Source organism: Phocaeicola dorei (assembly GCF_013009555.1).
GTDB classification, from domain to species: Bacteria; Bacteroidota; Bacteroidia; order Bacteroidales; family Bacteroidaceae; genus Phocaeicola; species Phocaeicola dorei.
In genome coordinates this window covers 366,302-385,254 of record NZ_CP046176.1, presented here as the reverse complement: position 1 = coordinate 385,254, position 18,953 = coordinate 366,302, and the positions used below count along the sequence as shown (strand labels likewise).

Genomic DNA, 18,953 nt, shown 5'->3' with positions numbered 1-18,953 from the left:
ATTTGTCAAAACTTTAAAACAACAAGTAAAACATTTGGACTACGAGAAAAAACGATTGCCAATTTTGACTTTGCTGATTGCGTAATATTGGATATTGACGATACGTTTCTATCTATGAACGACTTCTATTTATCATTAAAAGATGAACATAAGCCGACCATCATTTATACTACTTATAGTAATATTGATAATATAAATAATAGATTTAGACTGATTTATGTTTTTAACGAACCAATAAGAAGCAATGAATATTATAGGGGCATAGCTAATACTATTGTTTATAATATCCAAAAAGAGATTGAAGGTTTTGATTTAAAGGACAAAACATGTTTGAATGCTTCGCAGCAATTCGCAGGTAATGGCAATGATAATGTTGTATATTATTATAATGATAATATATTTTGTTTTACGGATTTTGGATTTGATGAAAATTATCTTTCCAACTCAGATAGTATATTAAAAAAAGAGAGGAAGAACAACATACAAACTGACTTGAAAAGTCCGATTGGCAATACTGAATTTATGAAGGACTTTTGGGGTATGAGCTACAAAAGGAATGAAGAAATTTTCATACGTAAGTATGCCGAAATATACCCATTTATTGAAGCCACCCCATTACCTGAAACAGATTCAGATACACCTTATATATTACTGCCCGACAATTATGTAAAGATTGCCCGATATTGGTACAAAGAACCACTAACCAAAGGTGACGGGACAATTGTCTATAAAAGCCATGCAGTTAAATTAAAATCAGGACACAGAAGGAAGTTACTATATGACGGTTGTCTGCTTCGCAAGATTATGTTACCTGAAATTACAATGGAACATCTGTTGTATTGTCTTGTATGTGAACGTAGATACTACGTGGATAACCAAGACAAAGTTATAACCAATAAGATTCTGTACCAAATTGCCAAAGACGCTTGGAATGACACTAAACGAAGTATTAAGCCGAAAAAAGAAGAAAGGCAGTTTGTTGTCAATCCCAAGTATTGCGAAAAATACGGAGTAAACAAACAAGCAGCCCGAAACATAGCCACTAAAATGTTATTGGACTTACAACTCAAACAATTATACGATACGAATTTATCGGTTAAAGAGAATTTGGAATCGCTAAAAAATCAGGGAATCAAAATCGGCAAAAGTAGTCTCTATAATTGGGTGAAATCACAAAAAATATAGCAAAAATTTGGGACTCCACAAAGCAAACCACATGCAAAATATCCCCCATAGGGAGGGCTTCCTCCACCCTGAGTGAGGGGTTACGGCAGTAGGACTACGTTAAATATATTAAAAAATAGGGGTTGTGTCTCTAAAAAGTGGTAAATGACTATTCCAAGTCGTATATTTGCAATGTAACGGTATTCCCATATCATTACATAATAATAACCACCTTGTCTATAACTCTAAGACCTGAGTGGAGAATAATATATTAAAACCATGAGTTACGAATTAATTGATAATGAAACAATGAACAAATTATTTTTAAATATAGAAGTTCTAAGCAGACAAGTAAAAGAGCTATCTGAAAAATCAAAATTTACAGAAAAAGAAATTTACACAAATAGTGAAATCAGAGAATTACTTGGGGTACAAGACAAGTTAATACGAAAGTACCGAGACGAGAGAAAATTAGGATTCCATAAAGAAGGGGATAAATTTTGGTATACCCGAAAAGATATACTCCAATTTTTATCCCACAATCATTATGAAGCCTATGCTTACAATTAATCAACAGCAGTATTATAATCAGGGGTGAAATCAAAGTTCAGCTTTGTTTCCACCTCTTTTTGTAATGTTTCGGGTAAGAATTTCGCATACACTTTTTCTGTTACCATCACACTACTATGAGCCAACAAACAACTAACCTTATGCACATCAACCCCATTATTCAAAGCGAACACTGCAAATGTATGTCTTGCAACGTGCATCGTCAAGTTGAATGACAAACCACCGATTTTATGCCCTAATGCTTTTAACGACACCTTTATAGGAGTGTTTTTATTAATCCGCATTCGATTAAGCTCTTCTTCATCAGCCAAATTAAAATCATCAGGCAGCAAAGCAAAGACAAAACGGTTACTTCTATTTTTCATTTTCCATTGCTCCAAGATTTTTAATGCCGCATCATTCAAAGCAATTTCATGTGGCACTTTTCCTTTATATAATTTTTTCTTCAACTTATGCTTTTCCAAATCAACGTGCATCCATTGAAGGGTGAGTATATCGGAGAAGCGTAAACCGCAAGCATGAAAGGCAAATAAGAACATATCCATATATTCCCTTGTGCGTGGATATTTCACTACATTATACAACGCAACAAACTTACTCAACTGTTCTTTAGTCAAGTAGCGGACATCTTCATCTTCCGCATCTTCATCCGATAATTTCGTTTTAATCGGCAAATACTTTTCTGAAATTGCATCAGCAACAGAAGCTTCCATCAACCCTTTTCTAGCCGCAAGTTTTGCAGCCTTCATCAACGGGGTTAATGTCTTATTGATAGTGGCATTTATATTATTACGTTTATTTTTTCGCCATATAATATAAGAATCTACTATATCTTCCGTCATATCAGCAACACTAATACTATCCTCGCCTAACTCTTCCAAAAGAAAAGTACGAAACAGTTTCAAACCATTTAAACCATTATCACGAACACTTATACCTATCTTTTCTGTTTTATATAATGCCTCCAAATTATCAACAGCCAACTGCACAAAATCCTGGTTTTTCTCCTCATTCACATTATATTCACCTCTAACCATTGAGCGCAACACATCAATTGTTAAACGTTTCTCAGAAGGAAAATCCAATATCAGAGCATCAATATCATTTTTCTTCTTATCAAGTATCTTATTCAATCGGACACTTTGAGGATGGACGGAACGAACCTTCTGCGCCTTATCGTTCCACTCCTTTTCCTTTACCCATACATCTGTTTTATCTTTGGCTATTTTCCTATCCAATGAATATTGAATATAAACCTGATACTCACCTTTAGCATTTTGATTGTCTTTTCGCAATACAAAGCTGCCTGAATTACTTAATGACTTAACTCGTCCCATATACTTACTATTTTAAATTTAGGAATATGGAGCAAAAATAATGTAATTTTTGGGAAACATATTTGGCATTAAAACGCCTTAAAACGAAAAATGGACGATTTTTGAATCGCCCATTTTATTGATTTTCAGCTTGATTTTCAAGTCCTTTTACCGATTTCTGCATTAATACTCCTCTTCGTTGAAAAAGAAATCCTCTTTGCTCGGATAATCCGGCCAAATATCTTCTATACTTTCATAGATTTCGCCTTCATCTTCCATCTCCTGCAAGTTTTCGATTACTTCCAACGGAGCGCCCGAACGCATTGCATAGTCAATCAACTCATCCTTTGTAGCAGGCCAGGGAGCATCCTCTAACTTCGAGGCCAATTCTAATGTCCAGTACATAGTTTTCTTATTTTTTAAGTAAATACTTTTCTTTTGTTCTCTAATTAGCCGCAAAAGTATAATAAATTATTTCATTTGCAACTTTTATCCCAAAAAATTTCATCTGTTTTAGTTAAATGATTTAACTTTCGGGTCAAAATGAATAAATAATCAGATAAACGGTTGACAAATGCTGTTACACGGGCATCTATGTCACATTCTTCAGCCAATGCAAGAATACGTCGCTCGGCACGGCGACACACCGTCCGGCAAATATGTCCAACGGCTGCTCCACGGTCACCTCCCGGCAGAATAAAAGCATTCAAAGGAGGAAGCTCATTGTCAATTACGTCAATTGCCTGCTCCAACATCCGGATGTCTTCATCCTCTATACGACTTTCCATACGCAAATCGATTTGTGTCTGATCCGTTGCCAGATACGAACCGACAGAGAATAATTTATTTTGTACACGAAAAATGATTTGCTTATCCTCCTCATCCGTCAAATACGTTTGCAACAATCCCAAATACGAGTTCAACTCATCCACTGTGCCATAGGCTTCAAGCCGTATATGTGTTTTCGGCACCCGAGTACCACCTACCAATGATGTGGTTCCCTTATCACCTGTTTTGGTGTATATCATGCTTTTCTTCATGGTTCTGGTTATAAAAAATTTACAATATAATGCTGTTTATATCTTGCTTTATCAAAAAAGACCAATCCTATGTCATACAAATCAAAAGTGATACCCGTCGACTCACTGGTTACAATTTGCTCCCACCATTTCCGTTTTTCCCTCGATTCATGAATTCCTCCGACAATAAAACAACTACGAGGTCCGGCATAAGGAAGTACCAGTTCAAAAACTTCTTTATAAAAAGGAGTATGCCCTATATGCAGACAATCTAATGTATGCACCTCCGACAGTTTCTCCTCCAGTTGTCGAGAAGTCTTTGTCCAATCCCTGCCTTTCAAGGTGACGGAATTCATGGTATGACACGCAGCCCGCATATATCCTATGGATGCCCCATTACCAATTCCCACTTCAATCAATGACTTTGGTCTGAAATAATTAACCAACCGGAATAGTAAACGGTTCACTTTTCTTCGATAATGTGGCAAATAAGCAGGAAATCCTCTTTCCTTCAATACCCGATAAGCATAATAGTGATATTTTTCATAAACGACAGAAGTAATCAGAAAAAAATCAGACGGAGAGTGTACTCCGTAACCACAACGGTGACGGAAGCGACTGCACCAATTCCATATACGATGAAGAAAAAACATATTTCTCGGCTTTATTAAGTAACACAAAGATAAAAGATTACCCGACAATATCGAAATAAAATGCTATTTTTGTTGCCAATTAGTTATTAAACCATTTATAAACAATGAAACACACACACTCTTTTATGTTATGGGCAATACTGGCCGTCTTGTTGCCTTTACAAATGACCCAGGCCGCAGCTCCTCCCACTGAATTACAGAAAAGACTTCAAAATCTTCCGGACATCAGTGACATTAAACCAATGCAAAGTGATGCCTATCCGGAGAAATATGTATTCTTCATTAATCAACTATTGGATCCGCATCACCCCGAAGCAGGGAATTTTAAGCAAAGGGTTATTCTCTCGCATGTAGGTTTTGACCGCCCCACTGTACTGGTTACCGAAGGCTATGCCGCCCATTATGCCACCCATCCGCGTTATCAAGAAGAGTTATCCAAATTATTCAACGCCAATCTGGTATTCGTGGAATACCGTTACTTTGGTGAGTCCATGCCGAAGCCCTGCAACTGGGATTATCTCACGGTTGAAAATTCACTGTATGATTTGCATCATGTAACCACGACTTTGAAACAACTATACGATCAGAAATGGATAGCTACTGGAATCAGCAAAGGCGGACAGACTACGATGTTCTATCGCACTTACTTTCCCGATGATGTGGATATCTCCGTACCTTACGTAGCCCCCCTCAACAAATCATTGGAGGACGGCCGTCACGAACCGTTCATTGCCAATAAAGTTTCGACTCCCGAAAACCGGAAACGAGTTGAAAACTTTCAACTGGAAGTACTTAAACGCAAAAACCAGCTGTTGCCGATGTTCGAAAAATATTGCTCAGATAAAGGATATACCTTCCGCATTCCTATAGCCGAAGTATACGACTTCAATGTATTGGAATACTCATTTGCCCTATGGCAATGGGGAACTCCTGTAAATAAAATTCCGGAAACAGATGCCGATGATCACACTCTATTCAAGCATTTCATGGCTATTTGTGAGCCGGATTATTTCTCCGAACAATCTCCCTACCCTTCTTTCAATGTGCAAGCAGCCAAAGAACTGGGGTATTACGGATATGACATCAAACCTTTCAAAAAGTATCTGACGATAAAGAGTAGCCGTAACTATCTTCATAAGGTAATGTTACCGCCCGAACTGTCAAATCTCAAATTTGACAAGACACTATATAATAAGGTAGTAAAATTCCTGAAAGAGAATGATCCCGAAATGATCTATATTTATGGCGGCAATGATCCTTGGACAGCTTCGGGCGTTACTTGGCTGAAGAACAAGAAAAACATAAAAGTTTATGTGTTACCCGGCGGCAGCCATACCACCCGTATCGGCAGCTTTGACACCGACACACAAGAAGAAATCAAGACACAGATCAATGCATGGCTGAATAAAGAATAGCAAAGAGACGAGGTAAAAAGCTTTTCCGCCACAGGCTACGCAGATTTTCACCGGTTATTTCCATTGAGAACCAACTGTTTAATATTGGGCTGGTGTCAATCTGAATAATCTGTGGCAGAATCTTGATTTTTATCATAAAGGCATATTGCCGTGCTTTTTAGGCGGATTGCTTTGGTTTTTGTTGTGACACATTTCCAAAGCCTGAATGAGTTTATAGCGGGTGTCACGGGGCATAATCACTTCATCAATCAAGCCGCGTTCTGCCGCACAATAAGGGTTAGAGAATTTATCTTCGTAATCTTTGATTATTTCTTGTTTTTCTTCAGGAGTGGATTTCCGATAGAGGATATTTACAGCTCCCGCAGCTCCCATAACGGCTATTTCCGCCTGTGGATAAGCCAGGTTCACATCGGCTCCCGTCGGTTTGCTGGACATGACAATGTAGGCACCTCCGTAAGCTTTACGGGTAATTAAAGTTACCTTGGGCACTGTAGCTTCGGCGTATGCATAAACTATCTTCGCACCGTGGCGGATGATGCCGTTGTGTTCCTGTATTGTTCCGGGCAGGAAGCCGGGAACATCCTCGAAAGTGATCAGAGGAATGTTAAAGCAGTCGCAGAAACGGATAAAACGGGCAGCCTTGTCACTGGCGTCAATGTCAAGGACGCCAGCCAGCCAGGCGGGCTGATTGGCAACAATACCTACGGAACGACCTCCCAGGCGACCGAACCCCACCACCACATTTTTAGCAAAGTGAGGCATCACCTCGAAGAAATACTGGTTATCCAGCACCGGTTCGATGATATCCTTTATATCATAAGGCATATTCGGATCTTCGGGAATGACAGTCTGCAACGCCTCCACCTGACGATGGATGTCATCGTTGCAGGGAACCAACGGCGCATCCTCCATATTGTTGGAAGGCAGGAAACTCAGCAATTCGCGGATACTCATCAGCGTTTCCTCCTCATTGTCGCACATAAAATGGGTCACACCGCTTTTGCTGCTGTGGGTATAGGCACCGCCCAGTTCTTCCTTGCCCACCTCCTCGTTAGTCACAGTCTTCACCACATCCGGGCCGGTGATGAACATGTGGCTCTTCTCTTTTACCATAAAGATAAAATCGGTTAGTGCTGGTGAGTAGCAGGCTCCTCCGGCACAAGGACCCAAGATGGCGGAAATCTGCGGGATAACACCTGAGGCGATAGTGTTCTGATAGAAAATAGAGGCATATCCGGCAAGGCTGTTCACCCCTTCTTGGATGCGTGCGCCTCCCGAATCGTTCAAAGCGATAACGGGAGCTCCCGTCTTCAAAGCCAGTTGTTGCACCTTCACGATTTTGGCAGCATTGGTCTCGCTCAGCGAGCCGCCATGTGCGGTAAAATCATATGCATAGACAAACACCGGACGGCCGTCTATCTTTCCGTAACCGGTGACCATACCATCTCCGGCAATCTGCTTCTTCTCCATGCCGAAGTTGGTACAACGGTGGTTCACCAGCTTGTCCAGTTCATTGAACGTACCTTTGTCCAGCAACATTCCGATACGCTCGCGAGCGGTCATCTTCCCTTGGGCGTGTTGTTTCTCGATCTTGTCCACACCGCCGCCCAGCGACGCGCGTTTGTCCAGCTCTTTAAACCGGCTGTATATTTCTTCTCTTGTCATGATCAATCTTCTTTTATTATATCCAATACTATTAATACCTGGTTAGCATTGACGGAATCCCCTTCATTGACCAGGATATCCCTTACCGTGCAGTCCGAGGTCACTTTGTAGTTGCTCTGCATCTTCATGGCCTCCAGCACTACCACAATATCCCCGGATGACAGACGGTCTCCTTTCCGGACGGGAATTTTTACAACCTTTCCGGGCATGGGAGCTACAATCTTGTCATCCTGTCTCTCCTCGCCGCCCTTTTTCATACGCAGATACTTGGTCTGGGTGTCCACTATGTCCACATGATAGGAACGGTAGAACATATTCACATCATAACTCTTTCCACCCTCCCCACGGATCAGTTCGGCATTGAAGGAATTGCCATCGTGCAGGATAGAACAGCTTCCGTTCTCGGCCATAACGATATCCACATCATACGGTTTTCCGTCAATCATAAACTGTACCTTGTTTCCTTCCTTGCTCACCAACGTCACATCGGCTACGCGGTCTCCAATATGTATTTCCATACTTTTGCTTAATTAAATGAAGAATCAGATTCTCAATACTCCTTTCTGCAAGCCGAACTCACGCCAGCGGCTGATGGGACGGGCATCAGACAGCTGGGGACTCTTGTTCTCTTCCAGATTCATCAGATAGTCAATATAAGAGGCGATCATGGCGATATTCTCAATCTCCTCATTATTACCGTTGCCACGGAGCAGCATACGCGAGTTCTTCTCTATGAACAAGGTATTATACTCACCCTTTACAAAGTCGGGGGTATGCATGATGCGTTTCAGATAACTGAGGTTGGTCTTCAGCCCCGTAATCTTGTACTCGTAAAGTACCCGGCGCATACGTTCTATGGCATATTGGCGGGTCGTAGCCCATACAATCAGCTTGCCTATCATCGGGTCGTAATAGATGGGAATCTCGTAACCTTCGTAAACGTAGCTGTCAATGCGTACGCCGATGCCGTTAGGCTCCGTCAGCTGTTTGATGATACCCGGCGAAGGCATGAAGTTGTTCTCCGTGTCTTCCGCACAGATACGACATTCGATGGCATGACCGCGCTGGAAAAGTTCTTCTTGCTTCAGGTGCAGCACCTCGTTATTGGCTATACGGATTTGTTCTTTTACCAGATCCACGCCCACCACTTCTTCGGTGATGGGATGCTCCACCTGCAAACGGGTGTTCATCTCCAGAAAATAGAAATCGCGGTTCTTGTCCACCAGAAACTCGATAGTTCCGGCTCCCGAATAGTTCACCGCCCTGGCGGCAGCCACTGCCTTTTCCCCCATCTCCTGGCGGAGTTCCGGAGTAAGGAACGGAGACGGGCTCTCCTCTACAATCTTCTGGTTGCGACGCTGGACAGAACACTCGCGGTCAAACAGATGGATTACATTGCCATGATTGTCACCCAGAATTTGAAATTCTATATGATGGGGTTCCTCCACAAATTTTTCCAGATAAACCGTATCATCCCCGAAAGAAGACATGGACTCGGAACGGGCGGTGTTATATGCCTCCACCACTTCGTCTTCACTGTGTATCAGCCTCATCCCTTTACCGCCGCCTCCCATAGAAGCCTTCAGCATGACAGGATAGCCTATTGCATTACAGATACGTACCGCCTCTTCGGCACTTTGCAACGGTTGTTCCGTACCGGGGACCACGGGAACGCCTGCGGCAATCATACGCTTACGGGCGGCAATCTTGTCACCCATCGCTTCCATCGTCTCGGCGGAAGGGCCGATAAAGATGATCCCCTCCTCTTTGCATCGGCGGGCAAAATCAGCATTCTCGGACAAAAAACCATAACCGGGATGAATGGCATCGGCATGATGTTGCCTTGCAGCTTTAATGATATTATCTATATTCAGATAACTTTCTTTGGAAGCGGCAGGCCCTATCAGGCAGGCTTCGTCTGCATACATCACATGACGCGCCGTACGGTCGGCTTCCGAAAAAACAGCCACAGTGCGGATACCCATCTCTTTACAAGAGCGCATAACGCGCACGGCTATCTCGCCACGGTTGGCAATTAGAACCTTTTGTATCATAATCTTTCTCTTTTTACCCGAAATGTCACACAAAATTACAGATGCATTCATTATACATGAACACACCTTACATGGGTGGCATCTCTCATTAGTATTGATTATTTAACGAAAACTCCCTATTTTTTAGAAGCGGGAGCCATAATTGCCTGCAAAGATACTTGTTTTTTGCACAAAAACTACAAATGTGTGTCTAAATAATGTTTTAATACGTTGGCATGATTTCGTTCTTGTTCTTTTGAAGCGTAAAGTAATGTTACCTTCGAATAAGCTTTTATCTTATCAATGAACGCTTTAGCGGCATCCGATTCTTTCAATTCTTTTTGATACATATCCGCAAAAGCCCCCCATCTTTTTTCTACATCCGCATGAAACCATTTCCTTAAATCATTGGATGGAGTGACCTCTTTTGCCCAATAATCGTATTTCAAATATTCCCTCTTCATGCCACGGGGCCACAGACGATCTACCAAAACACGATAGCCGTCTTGTTCAGAAGGTTCATCATAAACCCTCTTAATGTTTACTTGAGTCATAGTTGGTTATTTTAATTTAGGTACAAGCTTATAACTCCATACAGTCCTAAAAAGTTCATTCCGGACAGCGGATTCAAGACAACAGCAACTCATAATCCACTACATCCAACCATCGTCCAAATTTCAATCCTACCTTCTTAAAATGGGAAACTTTTTTAAATCCCAGCCTCAAATGCAAAGCATCACTGGCAGCATTGCCCTCTGTGACACAGGCTATCAGTGCACGGTACCCATCCCTACGACATTCTTCAATCAATCTTTCCATTAATTCCCTGCCTATGCCCTTCCCCTCGTATCCAGGAGCTAAATAGACCGTTGTTTCCAACGTATACCTGTAAGCAGTCCTCTCCTTCCACAGATGGGCATAACAATAACCCACTACTTTCCCTTCTTCCTCATACACAAAATAGGGAAAGCGGACGGCAATTCCGGCAATACGGCTACGCATATCTTCCTCTCTCAAAGGTTCCGTTTCAAATGTAGCCACACTGTGCTCGACATATTCATTGTATATTGTCGTGATGGCTTTGGCATCCTGAAGTTCCACTCGTCTAATCATAATATCATATCTATTATTAAAACGTAAGCAAGATATAAAAAAATAATCAGTTATCTAGAGAATAATCACTATATTTACAGCCGATTCTAATTTCAGCTATAAAAATGACAGAAATAGTAGAACTAAAAGACTTTATCCCAGCCTACACCAATGCAGTACAAAAACTGCTGGAGCAGCTCACAAACCGCCCGGTAAAACTGACCGAGACAACCCTCAAAGAGATCATATCCCAAGAGAACACCCATCTGTTTTTCTTACTGGCAGATCAGGAAATTGCGGGAATGCTGACTGTAGGCATCTATCACAGCCCCACAGGCGGCAAAGCGTGGATTGAAGATGTCGTAATGGATGAAAAATACCGGGGACAAGGATTCAGCAAACAGCTGGTCACCCACGCTGTCCGGTTTGTGAAGGAACAAGGCATACCTCTTATTATGCTTACTTCAAACCCCACACGGATAGCAGCCAACAAGCTATATCAAAAATTAGGCTTCGAACAAAAGCAGACCAATGTGTACAGAATGAATTTAGAATAACCCATTCCTATTTCAATATGATAACAATCAGACATTCATTACCCAAAGATTTAGATGCAATTATAGAAATATTCCATTATGCCCGTCAGTTCATGAAAGAACATGGCAACCCCAATCAATGGATAAACGGTTATCCTTCCGCTGAATTGATTCTGCGAGAAATAACCAACGGCACCAACTATGTTTGCGAAAATGAAAACGGAGAAATAATAGGCACATTCTGTTTTATTCCCGGAGAGGACCCTACGTATGCCCGCATTGATGACGGCAACTGGCTGAACAACGAACCATATTACGTCATTCACCGCATGGCTACCAACGGCAAACAGAAGGGAATAGCTGACGCCTGCTTCAAATGGTGTTTCGAGCATTGCAACAATATCCGGGTAGATACCCACCACGACAACCTTGTGATGCAGAATATCCTGAAAAAGTACGGTTTCCGGCGTTGTGGCATCATTTATACCCACAACGGCACATCCCGCATCGCCTACCAGCGGACATTGACCGAAAAAGAGTTATCTTTGCCGACCGAATAAACAAGAAAAAGAAATATGAAGATTCTCTGGATAGACCTGAACAGTTCATATGCCCATTCCTCATTGGCACTGCCAGCCCTACATGCACAAATCATGACAGACCCTTCTATAGAATGGGAAATCGTATCTGCCACCATCAACGAAAATGCAGGAATGATTGTCGACGAGATCTACCACCATCAACCCGACATCCTTGCCGCAACCACCTGGCTTTTCAACCATGAGCAACTGATACATGTCGCTTCCAGAGTAAAAGCATTGCTCCCCAAAACCTGCCTGGTGCTGGGCGGTCCGGAATTTCTGGGAAACAATGAAGAATTCCTCCGCAAAAATCCATTTGTGGATTGCGTTTTCAGAGGAGAAGGAGAAGAAGTCTTTCCACAATGGTTAACCTGCTGGAACCATCCGGAACAATGGCACACCGTGCCCGGACTCTGTTACCTCACTCCTTACAAAGAATATAAAGACAACGGCATAGCACGCGTACTGAATTTCGCCGGACTCGTCCCTCCTGAACAAAGCCGTTTTTTTAACTGGAGTAAACCCTTTGTCCAACTGGAAACAACACGCGGATGTTTCAACACCTGCGCCTTCTGTGTCAGCGGCGGTGAAAAACCGGTACGCACCCTTTCCATCGAAAGCATCCGCAGAAGGCTACAACTCATCCATGCACATGGCATCAAAAATGTACGTGTATTAGACCGTACTTTTAATTACAACCCTCGAAGAGCCAAAGAACTACTCCGACTCTTTCTGGAATTCCATCCCGATATCCGCTTCCATCTGGAAATACATCCCGCCCTGTTGTCAGAAGAGTTAAAAGAAGAACTCAGCCTGCTGCCCAAAGGACTGCTTCATCTGGAAGCCGGCATCCAAAGCCTGCGCGAACCTGTACTTGAGAAAAGCCGCCGGATGGGCAAACTATCCGATGCACTGGATGGTCTGAGATTCCTGTGCGCTTTACCCAACATGGAAACCCATGCCGACCTTATTGCCGGACTGCCTCTTTATCATCTTCATGAAATATTTGAAGATGTCCGTACCCTGGCCGAATATGCTGCAGGAGAAATCCAACTGGAGTCACTCAAACTGCTTCCCGGAACCGAAATGCGCCGGAGGGCGGAAGAATCAGGTATCAAATATTCCCCTCTGCCACCATACGAAGTATTACAAACCCACGAGATCAATGTCAGTGAATTGCAGACAGCCCGCCAGCTTTCACGCTTGTTGGACGGATTCTACAACACACCGGCATGGCAGGCACTGACACGTGAACTCATTTTGAATGACGAACAATTCCTCCATCGTTTTCTTACATATTTAACAAAAGCCAATCTGATAGACCAGCCCATGAGTCTGGAAAAACGAGGCTTGATACTCTATGAGTTCTGCAAACAAAACTACCCCGAATACCAGATACAGGCTAGTATTGCCTGGATAGAGGCAGGCATGTCACTGAAAAAGCTTCCCGCCGAGAAAGTATGGACCAAACGACAAATTCCTCCTGCTACTTGGAATATCATTTATGGAGAATACAAAGAAAGCCTTCGTCTGTGTTTCCTTCCTGCCGATGAAAAGGGAGAACATGGCTACTGGTTTGGCTTTGAGTCGGAGATACAAAAAGCAAGTCCTGTATTCAAGGCAAGAACGTAAAACGTTACTACATCAGGAGAAGCTGTTGGTTTCAAAAAGTGATGCTCAATTTTGATTTAGTATCACTTTATAGAAGTGAAACCAAGCGGCTGAAAGAGTCCAACAAGAGTAATCCGGGTAAGAACCAAAGGAAAAGGTGATTTCGTCTTACGTAAAACATAAAATCCTTCCGTCACATCATTCCACTCATTATCAGCAATTTGCTGTGTAAAAAACATCCATAATATCCCTGAACTGGTATGCAGGTGATGGGGATGGGAACATTCGCCCATTATTTGTAAAAGAGCCGCAGATATCAGATTAGATCTGACAGGACATGCCGTACTTTCATTTAATTAAATAGGATGTCATTGTGTTAACTTCCGATATATACTGTTGCTCCATCTATGTGAAGCAGTAGTTCCACTTTAGTGACAACAGCTCTTCACACAGATGCAAAGCCCTCTTCACCCAAGTAAAATATCGAATTCCACCATCCTCGCATACGGATTCTAACGGGACTATGCAGTAAGTGCAACGCAAAATCGCACATCAAATGCAAAAATCCCTGTCGCTTCATCTGCGGTGTAGATAGAAGAGATGCGTCTGCAAGGGTAAAAATTAAACGGGTCAGTTTGAAAACTTGGGGAATTAGTTAAAGTGGTTATCTTTGAGGCATGAAATAGAAATGCCCCCCCCTTACTCCTATGGAAATGTTGAGCTTGTTCCTTCCTGCAGACATGCTTGATTATTTTGACCTAGTTAACCATGTTTCTCAAGAGACTTGCTTCATTCTTTTTCTTGAAGAAAAGCCTTCCATTCCTCAAGAGTATTCTCATTTGCACCTACATTCCAAAGGTTTCTTCCCGGATTTCCTATTCGCAGTAAAGCTGTATACCTACGCGTCAAGCGCCATCGTTAGGGAAACTCGGAAACAGGACAAACTTATAGTCGCGATTGGAACTGTGAGTCTGTTTTGGATACTATTTTTTCTTCAGGTAACAGTCCTATTCCGTCTAGTATGGCTTGAATGTCCATGCTTGTTATTTTCTAAGTTAAAGGCCATTACCCACACATTTTTTTCTCTCTACACACGGATTTTCGCAGGACCTTCTTCTGTTCTTTCCACAAGTTCTTTTAAACATCCTGCTCCCGGTGGTGACCATAATATAAGGTTGACCACAATATATCTTTTGGCTTTCCTCACAGGACTTTACTTTGACAACCTTTGATACATCTTGCACATTCAATACCTATTCCATCCTATACCACAATCAAATCTTTTGAGATAATCTTTAAAGATATTTTCAGCAATAGTGGTATCCTTATCACCCGATGTCATCGTATATTTACCAAACAATCCTACTCCCCAATATGGTCCGGCATTCATGAATAGCGAAATTTTTTTTGATACAGGCATCATATACCCTATGTGAATAGGTATATTAAGATAATGAAGATTTGCACTCCACATGTTTCCCAATTTGTCTTTATCTCCGATATGGGCATAATACGGTGTTTCCCAATTTTTATTGGTCAGCATAACTCCCATATCAAGATAAAACCCTTTATCTTCTTTGAAGAAATATTCGTCTTTAAATTATAATCTACCTTGTTCCTCTCATTTGTGATAGAATTCAAGTTCATTCCGCCCGTTATTCCAAATCTGAAATCTTGCGCATTTAACGAGATAATGCCAGTTAACGCAATTAATAAAGATATATGCTTCTTCATACCACCATCCTATCAATGATATTAATTATTCAGACCACTATTCTTACTGTCATAGGATACCAATCCTAATAATAAAACTCCTATTGCAGCATAAGAAAATTTTGCTTTTCTATTCGTTCCATTTTTGTATTTTTGTATTTTGATTTGATGCAATTAATACGAAGTAAATAGCTTCGGTTTGTATATAGCTTGTTTTTGGAGAATTCAAACTAATAATACTCTAATAATCAATATATCATGATATAAGTATTTGTAATAAAGTTCGAGTGGGTTGGAACACAAAATTTTGCATCGAAAAATAATAAGAATCACTGTTTGCGGAGACTTCTGAAAATATATTGCCAGTAGATTGGACGTTACGAACGGTAAACAAAGTGTAGTTGAAATACGGAAATTATATACTGTCCGTAACCTGGTGTATCCAAGTTGGACAAGTTATTTTCAGCCATCCTTTTAATAAATGGCATCACTTCTATCTTATTTTCAGATTCCACCCTATTGTGTGGATAGAGAGTTCTTTTCGGACATCTAGCTACAAAAGACTTGTAAAATGCCTCGAGTACTATGGTCTCTACTAATTTCTTGCAGCAAACTTTACATGACTCGTAAAAAACTGACCTTCATGTTTGTGTGACCTCCTTGGATAAAGATCTTGTCTTTTCATCTTATACTTATTTTATTTGCACCAACCGTTCTGAATAGCTATGAGGCTTTGGTCTGTTTGGTAACCTTGTCCACGATTAAATACCTTGTATGAAGTTTTTGTCCGTCAAGCCAAATGTTTGCTGCCAACTTCTTTCAGAAGCCATCTCACGATAGACACCCTTGCCATTGGTTATGCGATTCCTGCTATTAGGATTCACTCGGGACTTGCATCCGTCAGGCAATACCAACAAACGGAGAGTGCCGATAAACCGCCACTCCCCGTTTTCTTTTCACGACAGGAATTACACGCTATTTCTACTTTCCTTCCTCCTAGATTTTGGAAAGAAATTATTCATAAAAAAATCTGACTGACATTTGTTAGGATTTTTATATACATTTTGTTTCAAAGATAGTTCTAAAGACTTTTTTCTTTGATAAACGTTTCTTTTTCAACCACAGATAATAACCGCTCAAAGGCAAGATTCCTCCGATGAAAGCGGCCAGAAAATAAAGGACCTTTGTCGTCATTCCGCCCCATGACCCGGTGTGGAAAGCATAGAACCACCCTTTCATCTTCTGTGCTCTGGGAACATCGCTATAAGCCGTAACGGTCGTGATTTCTCCTGTTTGGGTATCAAACGCCGCCGTGTCACTGCTTCGCATGTTACCGGGCTTGCTTATCTGTGCTTTTCCGGCCGTCAGCGAAATGGAGGCATACGAAGGATAAAGGGCCTGCAGTTCGGAAACCACATTATCCCATATCCCATAATCGAACTCTGCCTTTTCTTTCTTTTCATCCTTATTTTGCTGCTGCGGAGCGGACATGGCGGGACGGGCTGTCGATACACCGAACAGTCCATAGGCTGCCGTGCGGTACCATTGGAACGACCATGTAAGCCCTGTCAGAGCCATGACCAGCAAAAACAGGGTAACATATATGCCCAGCGAGACATGACTGTCGTACCAAAAACGCCACCAACCTTTCGTACACGATACGACAAGACGGTTTCTCAGCGCCTTACGGGTACGCGGTATCCATATCACAATACCGGAAACGAGGATAACAACCATTACAAAGGTAGTAATACCCACGATAACCTTGCCGGCAGATTTTGCCCCCTTATAGGCAGGCGGGTCCATCAGCCACCGATGCAGTTTACGCATGGTCTGGAAGAAAGGGTAACTCTTGGTCCAACCGTTCACCTCTCCAGTGTATGGATTCACGCTTAACGAACGCTTTCCCGCACCTTTGAATGTTGCCATGCAGGCGACGTCCCGTTCACCCGACAGTTGCAGGGAGAGCAATTCCAACGAATCCGGAACCTGCTGGCGGATAGAGGCGACCAGTTCGGACGGCGGCAGAGGAGTGTCCCCTTCCGTATATGCGACCTTATAAATTTTAGGATTGAGGCTTTCCGTTATGTCCCGCTCGAAAACAAGGGCCGCCCCCGTAAGGCAGATAACCGTGATTATCAACCCGACGGGGACAGACAGCCATAAATGTATTTTTCGGAATACTTTATTCATACAAAGGCCTATTTTTGTTTCAACAGACTTGCTCCCTTGATGACTTCAGCTTCCACTTTCGTGCCAGGCGTGGCCACGCCATTGCGGTTGATGGTGTACAGGACTGCACCCGACGTAGTCATCAATTCGAAAGTCACTGTACCCTTGTCCGTGTCAGAAGCATAAGCAAGCGCAATGTCATTGATGTCGCCGGCTTCAGGCATACCGGTCACAGGCGTGTAATTTTGCGTTTCTACGTCGAAGATGCCGAATGTCTTGTGTGTGCCTTCCGTGTACCCATCCATTCCGGGGTTGGTGAAGAGTTGCAGGCAGAACTTGTTGTCACCCAGATAGTAACATCTCCACAAATAGCGGTCGCCTGTCTTATCGTTTAGGTCTACGTAGTAATCACTGTCGATATCTACGGGCTTGCCACTCTGAATATTGCTACCGCTGATGCGCAGCACAGCAGAAGGTACTCTTAGGCTGTTCGTTTGGAAGTTCTTGCCGCCTTGGCAGAACAGGTAGATTTTATCACCAACGACTTCGATACCCGTTTCCGTGCGCGACCTAGAGTTGCCTTTGATCTGTCCGGCTTCTTTTCCCGGATGGTCTTCGCTCTTGCGGACAATCATGCTTTGGTATTTCAAATATTCTTTATCCGCATCTGTCGGGTCGAACTTGTAAACACCCAAATAGAAGTTGTTGTCCAAGTCTGTACCATAGGAAGCCTTCGCACGGGTGCTTGCTGCTTTTGAGGTGTAGTTACCATCCTGCACCAGATGTTTGGTGGTATAGGCCAGCAGCACGTAGTCGCCGTACTGGGCTATGTCACCAACCCCCCATGCCTCATTGCCCATCTGGCTGGCCGGTTCTTTGCTGTGGTCCTGACAGTTTATTTTTCCATCTACGACCACACTGCTGAACTCAGTCACCTTGACGTATTTCACGCGTGTATAGTGATTGTTGTCCTCGGCTTGGTCAGACAGACCGAGCAAGTAGTCATTGAAAAAGCCACGTGCTTTCACGTCGCCATCCAGCATTATACCATTGCCATGTTGAACTAGTTGCCCGTCAATGAGCTTCCAAGCATAGGAGTAGCCACCTGTACCTCCCTGTGAGGGATAGTTCATGCCAATCAGCAGTTCGTTGTTGTAGTTGACAAAATCTGGGTTGCTTGCATCGAAAGATATACGCCCGTTCGCTTCAGTCGGGTCAATCGTACCTTTGGTGGGGTCGCTGGCCAACTGCAAATAGTTGGCCGTTCCGTCCGATGTGGCACTCATCACTACATATTGCACGGGGGATTTGTCACCGTCACCGGGTCCATCAACTCCTTCATTGTCATTACAAGCTGCAAATGCACATGCGCATAGAGCCATGCTGAATAATTTGAATCTGTCTTTCATTTTT

18 protein-coding genes are annotated in these 18,953 nt (G+C 42.6%); 6 read left to right on the top strand and 12 right to left on the bottom strand.

Annotated features, from left to right (window positions below; translation table 11 throughout):
• Positions 1 to 114 precede the first annotated feature (114 nt).
• Positions 115 to 1,185, top strand: a complete 1,071-nt coding sequence (locus GKD17_RS01540; protein WP_007834901.1) for a hypothetical protein — start codon at positions 115 to 117, stop codon at positions 1,183 to 1,185.
• 258 nt (positions 1,186 to 1,443) lie between these two features.
• On the top strand, positions 1,444 to 1,734 hold the full coding sequence (locus GKD17_RS01535) for a helix-turn-helix domain-containing protein (protein WP_007834899.1): 291 nt from the start codon (positions 1,444 to 1,446) through the stop codon (positions 1,732 to 1,734).
• On the opposite strand, the gene GKD17_RS01530 is transcribed toward GKD17_RS01535, so the two are convergent.
• The 4 genes from GKD17_RS01530 to GKD17_RS01515 form a co-directional block, all read right to left on the bottom strand.
• Positions 1,731 to 3,071, bottom strand: coding sequence for a tyrosine-type recombinase/integrase (locus GKD17_RS01530; RefSeq protein WP_007834895.1), 1,341 nt, complete (start codon positions 3,069 to 3,071; stop codon positions 1,731 to 1,733). The two genes, GKD17_RS01535 and GKD17_RS01530, sit on opposite strands and share 4 nt — an antisense overlap.
• Positions 3,072 to 3,233: 162 nt before the next feature.
• On the bottom strand, positions 3,234 to 3,455 hold the full coding sequence (locus GKD17_RS01525) for a DUF2795 domain-containing protein (RefSeq protein WP_002558131.1): 222 nt from the start codon (positions 3,453 to 3,455) through the stop codon (positions 3,234 to 3,236).
• A 71-nt stretch (positions 3,456 to 3,526) separates the two neighbouring features.
• Positions 3,527 to 4,090 (bottom strand): cob(I)yrinic acid a,c-diamide adenosyltransferase, encoded by a 564-nt coding sequence (locus GKD17_RS01520; protein WP_007834893.1) that lies wholly within the window; start codon positions 4,088 to 4,090, stop codon positions 3,527 to 3,529.
• Between the two features lie 8 nt (positions 4,091 to 4,098).
• Positions 4,099 to 4,722 carry a hypothetical protein gene (locus GKD17_RS01515; RefSeq protein WP_032936014.1) on the bottom strand — a complete coding sequence of 208 codons (624 nt, stop codon included), beginning with the start codon at positions 4,720 to 4,722 and terminating at the stop codon, positions 4,099 to 4,101.
• Between the two features lie 104 nt (positions 4,723 to 4,826).
• Here GKD17_RS01515 and GKD17_RS01510 point away from each other — a divergent pair, with 104 nt between their 5' ends.
• Entirely contained in the window at positions 4,827 to 6,137 is a 1,311-nt protein-coding gene (locus GKD17_RS01510) for a S28 family serine protease (protein WP_032936012.1), read from the top strand.
• Between the two features lie 132 nt (positions 6,138 to 6,269).
• Here GKD17_RS01510 and GKD17_RS01505 read toward each other — a convergent pair whose 3' ends face one another.
• From GKD17_RS01505 to GKD17_RS01485, 5 genes are all read right to left on the bottom strand, one after another.
• Complete coding sequence (locus GKD17_RS01505; protein ID WP_170272822.1) at positions 6,270 to 7,802, bottom strand: acyl-CoA carboxylase subunit beta; 1,533 nt, start codon at positions 7,800 to 7,802, stop codon at positions 6,270 to 6,272.
• A gap of 2 nt (positions 7,803 to 7,804) precedes the next feature.
• Positions 7,805 to 8,320, bottom strand: a complete 516-nt coding sequence (locus GKD17_RS01500; protein WP_005845446.1) for an acyl-CoA carboxylase biotin carboxyl carrier protein subunit — start codon at positions 8,318 to 8,320, stop codon at positions 7,805 to 7,807.
• 24 nt (positions 8,321 to 8,344) lie between these two features.
• Complete coding sequence (accC, locus tag GKD17_RS01495) at positions 8,345 to 9,856, bottom strand: acetyl-CoA carboxylase biotin carboxylase subunit (protein WP_007847111.1); 1,512 nt, start codon at positions 9,854 to 9,856, stop codon at positions 8,345 to 8,347.
• 176 nt (positions 9,857 to 10,032) lie between these two features.
• Entirely contained in the window at positions 10,033 to 10,389 is a 357-nt protein-coding gene (locus tag GKD17_RS01490; RefSeq protein WP_007834889.1) for a DUF488 domain-containing protein, read from the bottom strand.
• Positions 10,390 to 10,462: 73 nt separating this feature from the next.
• A complete protein-coding gene (locus tag GKD17_RS01485) occupies positions 10,463 to 10,948 on the bottom strand; it encodes a GNAT family N-acetyltransferase (protein WP_007834888.1) in 486 nt (161 codons plus the stop codon).
• Positions 10,949 to 11,052: 104 nt separating this feature from the next.
• On the opposite strand from GKD17_RS01485, the gene GKD17_RS01480 reads away from it, so the two are divergent.
• Genes GKD17_RS01480 through GKD17_RS01470 form a run of 3 tightly spaced genes read left to right on the top strand, consistent with a single transcriptional unit; the run spans position 11,053 to position 13,676 of the window.
• Positions 11,053 to 11,484: a GNAT family N-acetyltransferase gene (locus tag GKD17_RS01480; protein ID WP_007834887.1), complete on the top strand. Its 432-nt coding sequence runs from the start codon at positions 11,053 to 11,055 to the stop codon at positions 11,482 to 11,484.
• Positions 11,485 to 11,501: 17 nt separating this feature from the next.
• The gene (locus GKD17_RS01475) at positions 11,502 to 12,023 is read left to right on the top strand and encodes a GNAT family N-acetyltransferase (protein WP_007834886.1); all 522 of its coding nucleotides are present in this window, start codon (positions 11,502 to 11,504) and stop codon (positions 12,021 to 12,023) included.
• Positions 12,024 to 12,038: 15 nt separating this feature from the next.
• The gene (locus tag GKD17_RS01470) at positions 12,039 to 13,676 is read left to right on the top strand and encodes a B12-binding domain-containing radical SAM protein (RefSeq protein ID WP_007834885.1); all 1,638 of its coding nucleotides are present in this window, start codon (positions 12,039 to 12,041) and stop codon (positions 13,674 to 13,676) included.
• A gap of 1,225 nt (positions 13,677 to 14,901) precedes the next feature.
• Here the strand turns inward: GKD17_RS01470 and GKD17_RS01465 are convergent.
• From GKD17_RS01465 to GKD17_RS01455, 3 genes are all read right to left on the bottom strand, one after another.
• A complete protein-coding gene (locus GKD17_RS01465) occupies positions 14,902 to 15,207 on the bottom strand; it encodes an outer membrane beta-barrel protein (RefSeq protein ID WP_007842099.1) in 306 nt (101 codons plus the stop codon).
• A gap of 1,214 nt (positions 15,208 to 16,421) precedes the next feature.
• Positions 16,422 to 17,561, bottom strand: coding sequence for a PepSY-associated TM helix domain-containing protein (locus tag GKD17_RS01460; RefSeq protein ID WP_007834868.1), 1,140 nt, complete (start codon positions 17,559 to 17,561; stop codon positions 16,422 to 16,424).
• Positions 17,562 to 17,569: 8 nt separating this feature from the next.
• Positions 17,570 to 18,949 (bottom strand): DUF4374 domain-containing protein, encoded by a 1,380-nt coding sequence (locus GKD17_RS01455; protein WP_007834866.1) that lies wholly within the window; start codon positions 18,947 to 18,949, stop codon positions 17,570 to 17,572.
• Positions 18,950 to 18,953: the final 4 nt, after the last annotated feature.

What these genes read in the sequence shown, in the direction of transcription:
- GKD17_RS01540 (WP_007834901.1), top strand. Translation starts at nt 115, where the DNA reads ATGAACGACTTCTATTTATCATTAAAAGATGAACATAAGCCGACCATC.
- GKD17_RS01535 (WP_007834899.1), top strand. Translation starts at nt 1,444, where the DNA reads ATGAGTTACGAATTAATTGATAATGAAACAATGAACAAATTATTTTTA.
- GKD17_RS01530 (WP_007834895.1), bottom strand. Translation starts at nt 3,071, where the DNA reads ATGGGACGAGTTAAGTCATTAAGTAATTCAGGCAGCTTTGTATTGCGA.
- GKD17_RS01525 (WP_002558131.1), bottom strand. Translation starts at nt 3,455, where the DNA reads ATGTACTGGACATTAGAATTGGCCTCGAAGTTAGAGGATGCTCCCTGG.
- GKD17_RS01520 (WP_007834893.1), bottom strand. Translation starts at nt 4,090, where the DNA reads ATGAAGAAAAGCATGATATACACCAAAACAGGTGATAAGGGAACCACA.
- GKD17_RS01515 (WP_032936014.1), bottom strand. Translation starts at nt 4,722, where the DNA reads ATGTTTTTTCTTCATCGTATATGGAATTGGTGCAGTCGCTTCCGTCAC.
- GKD17_RS01510 (WP_032936012.1), top strand. Translation starts at nt 4,827, where the DNA reads ATGAAACACACACACTCTTTTATGTTATGGGCAATACTGGCCGTCTTG.
- GKD17_RS01505 (WP_170272822.1), bottom strand. Translation starts at nt 7,802, where the DNA reads ATGACAAGAGAAGAAATATACAGCCGGTTTAAAGAGCTGGACAAACGC.
- GKD17_RS01500 (WP_005845446.1), bottom strand. Translation starts at nt 8,320, where the DNA reads ATGGAAATACATATTGGAGACCGCGTAGCCGATGTGACGTTGGTGAGC.
- accC (WP_007847111.1), bottom strand. Translation starts at nt 9,856, where the DNA reads ATGATACAAAAGGTTCTAATTGCCAACCGTGGCGAGATAGCCGTGCGC.
- GKD17_RS01490 (WP_007834889.1), bottom strand. Translation starts at nt 10,389, where the DNA reads ATGACTCAAGTAAACATTAAGAGGGTTTATGATGAACCTTCTGAACAA.
- GKD17_RS01485 (WP_007834888.1), bottom strand. Translation starts at nt 10,948, where the DNA reads ATGATTAGACGAGTGGAACTTCAGGATGCCAAAGCCATCACGACAATA.
- GKD17_RS01480 (WP_007834887.1), top strand. Translation starts at nt 11,053, where the DNA reads ATGACAGAAATAGTAGAACTAAAAGACTTTATCCCAGCCTACACCAAT.
- GKD17_RS01475 (WP_007834886.1), top strand. Translation starts at nt 11,502, where the DNA reads ATGATAACAATCAGACATTCATTACCCAAAGATTTAGATGCAATTATA.
- GKD17_RS01470 (WP_007834885.1), top strand. Translation starts at nt 12,039, where the DNA reads ATGAAGATTCTCTGGATAGACCTGAACAGTTCATATGCCCATTCCTCA.
- GKD17_RS01465 (WP_007842099.1), bottom strand. Translation starts at nt 15,207, where the DNA reads ATGGGAGTTATGCTGACCAATAAAAATTGGGAAACACCGTATTATGCC.
- GKD17_RS01460 (WP_007834868.1), bottom strand. Translation starts at nt 17,561, where the DNA reads ATGAATAAAGTATTCCGAAAAATACATTTATGGCTGTCTGTCCCCGTC.
- GKD17_RS01455 (WP_007834866.1), bottom strand. Translation starts at nt 18,949, where the DNA reads ATGAAAGACAGATTCAAATTATTCAGCATGGCTCTATGCGCATGTGCA.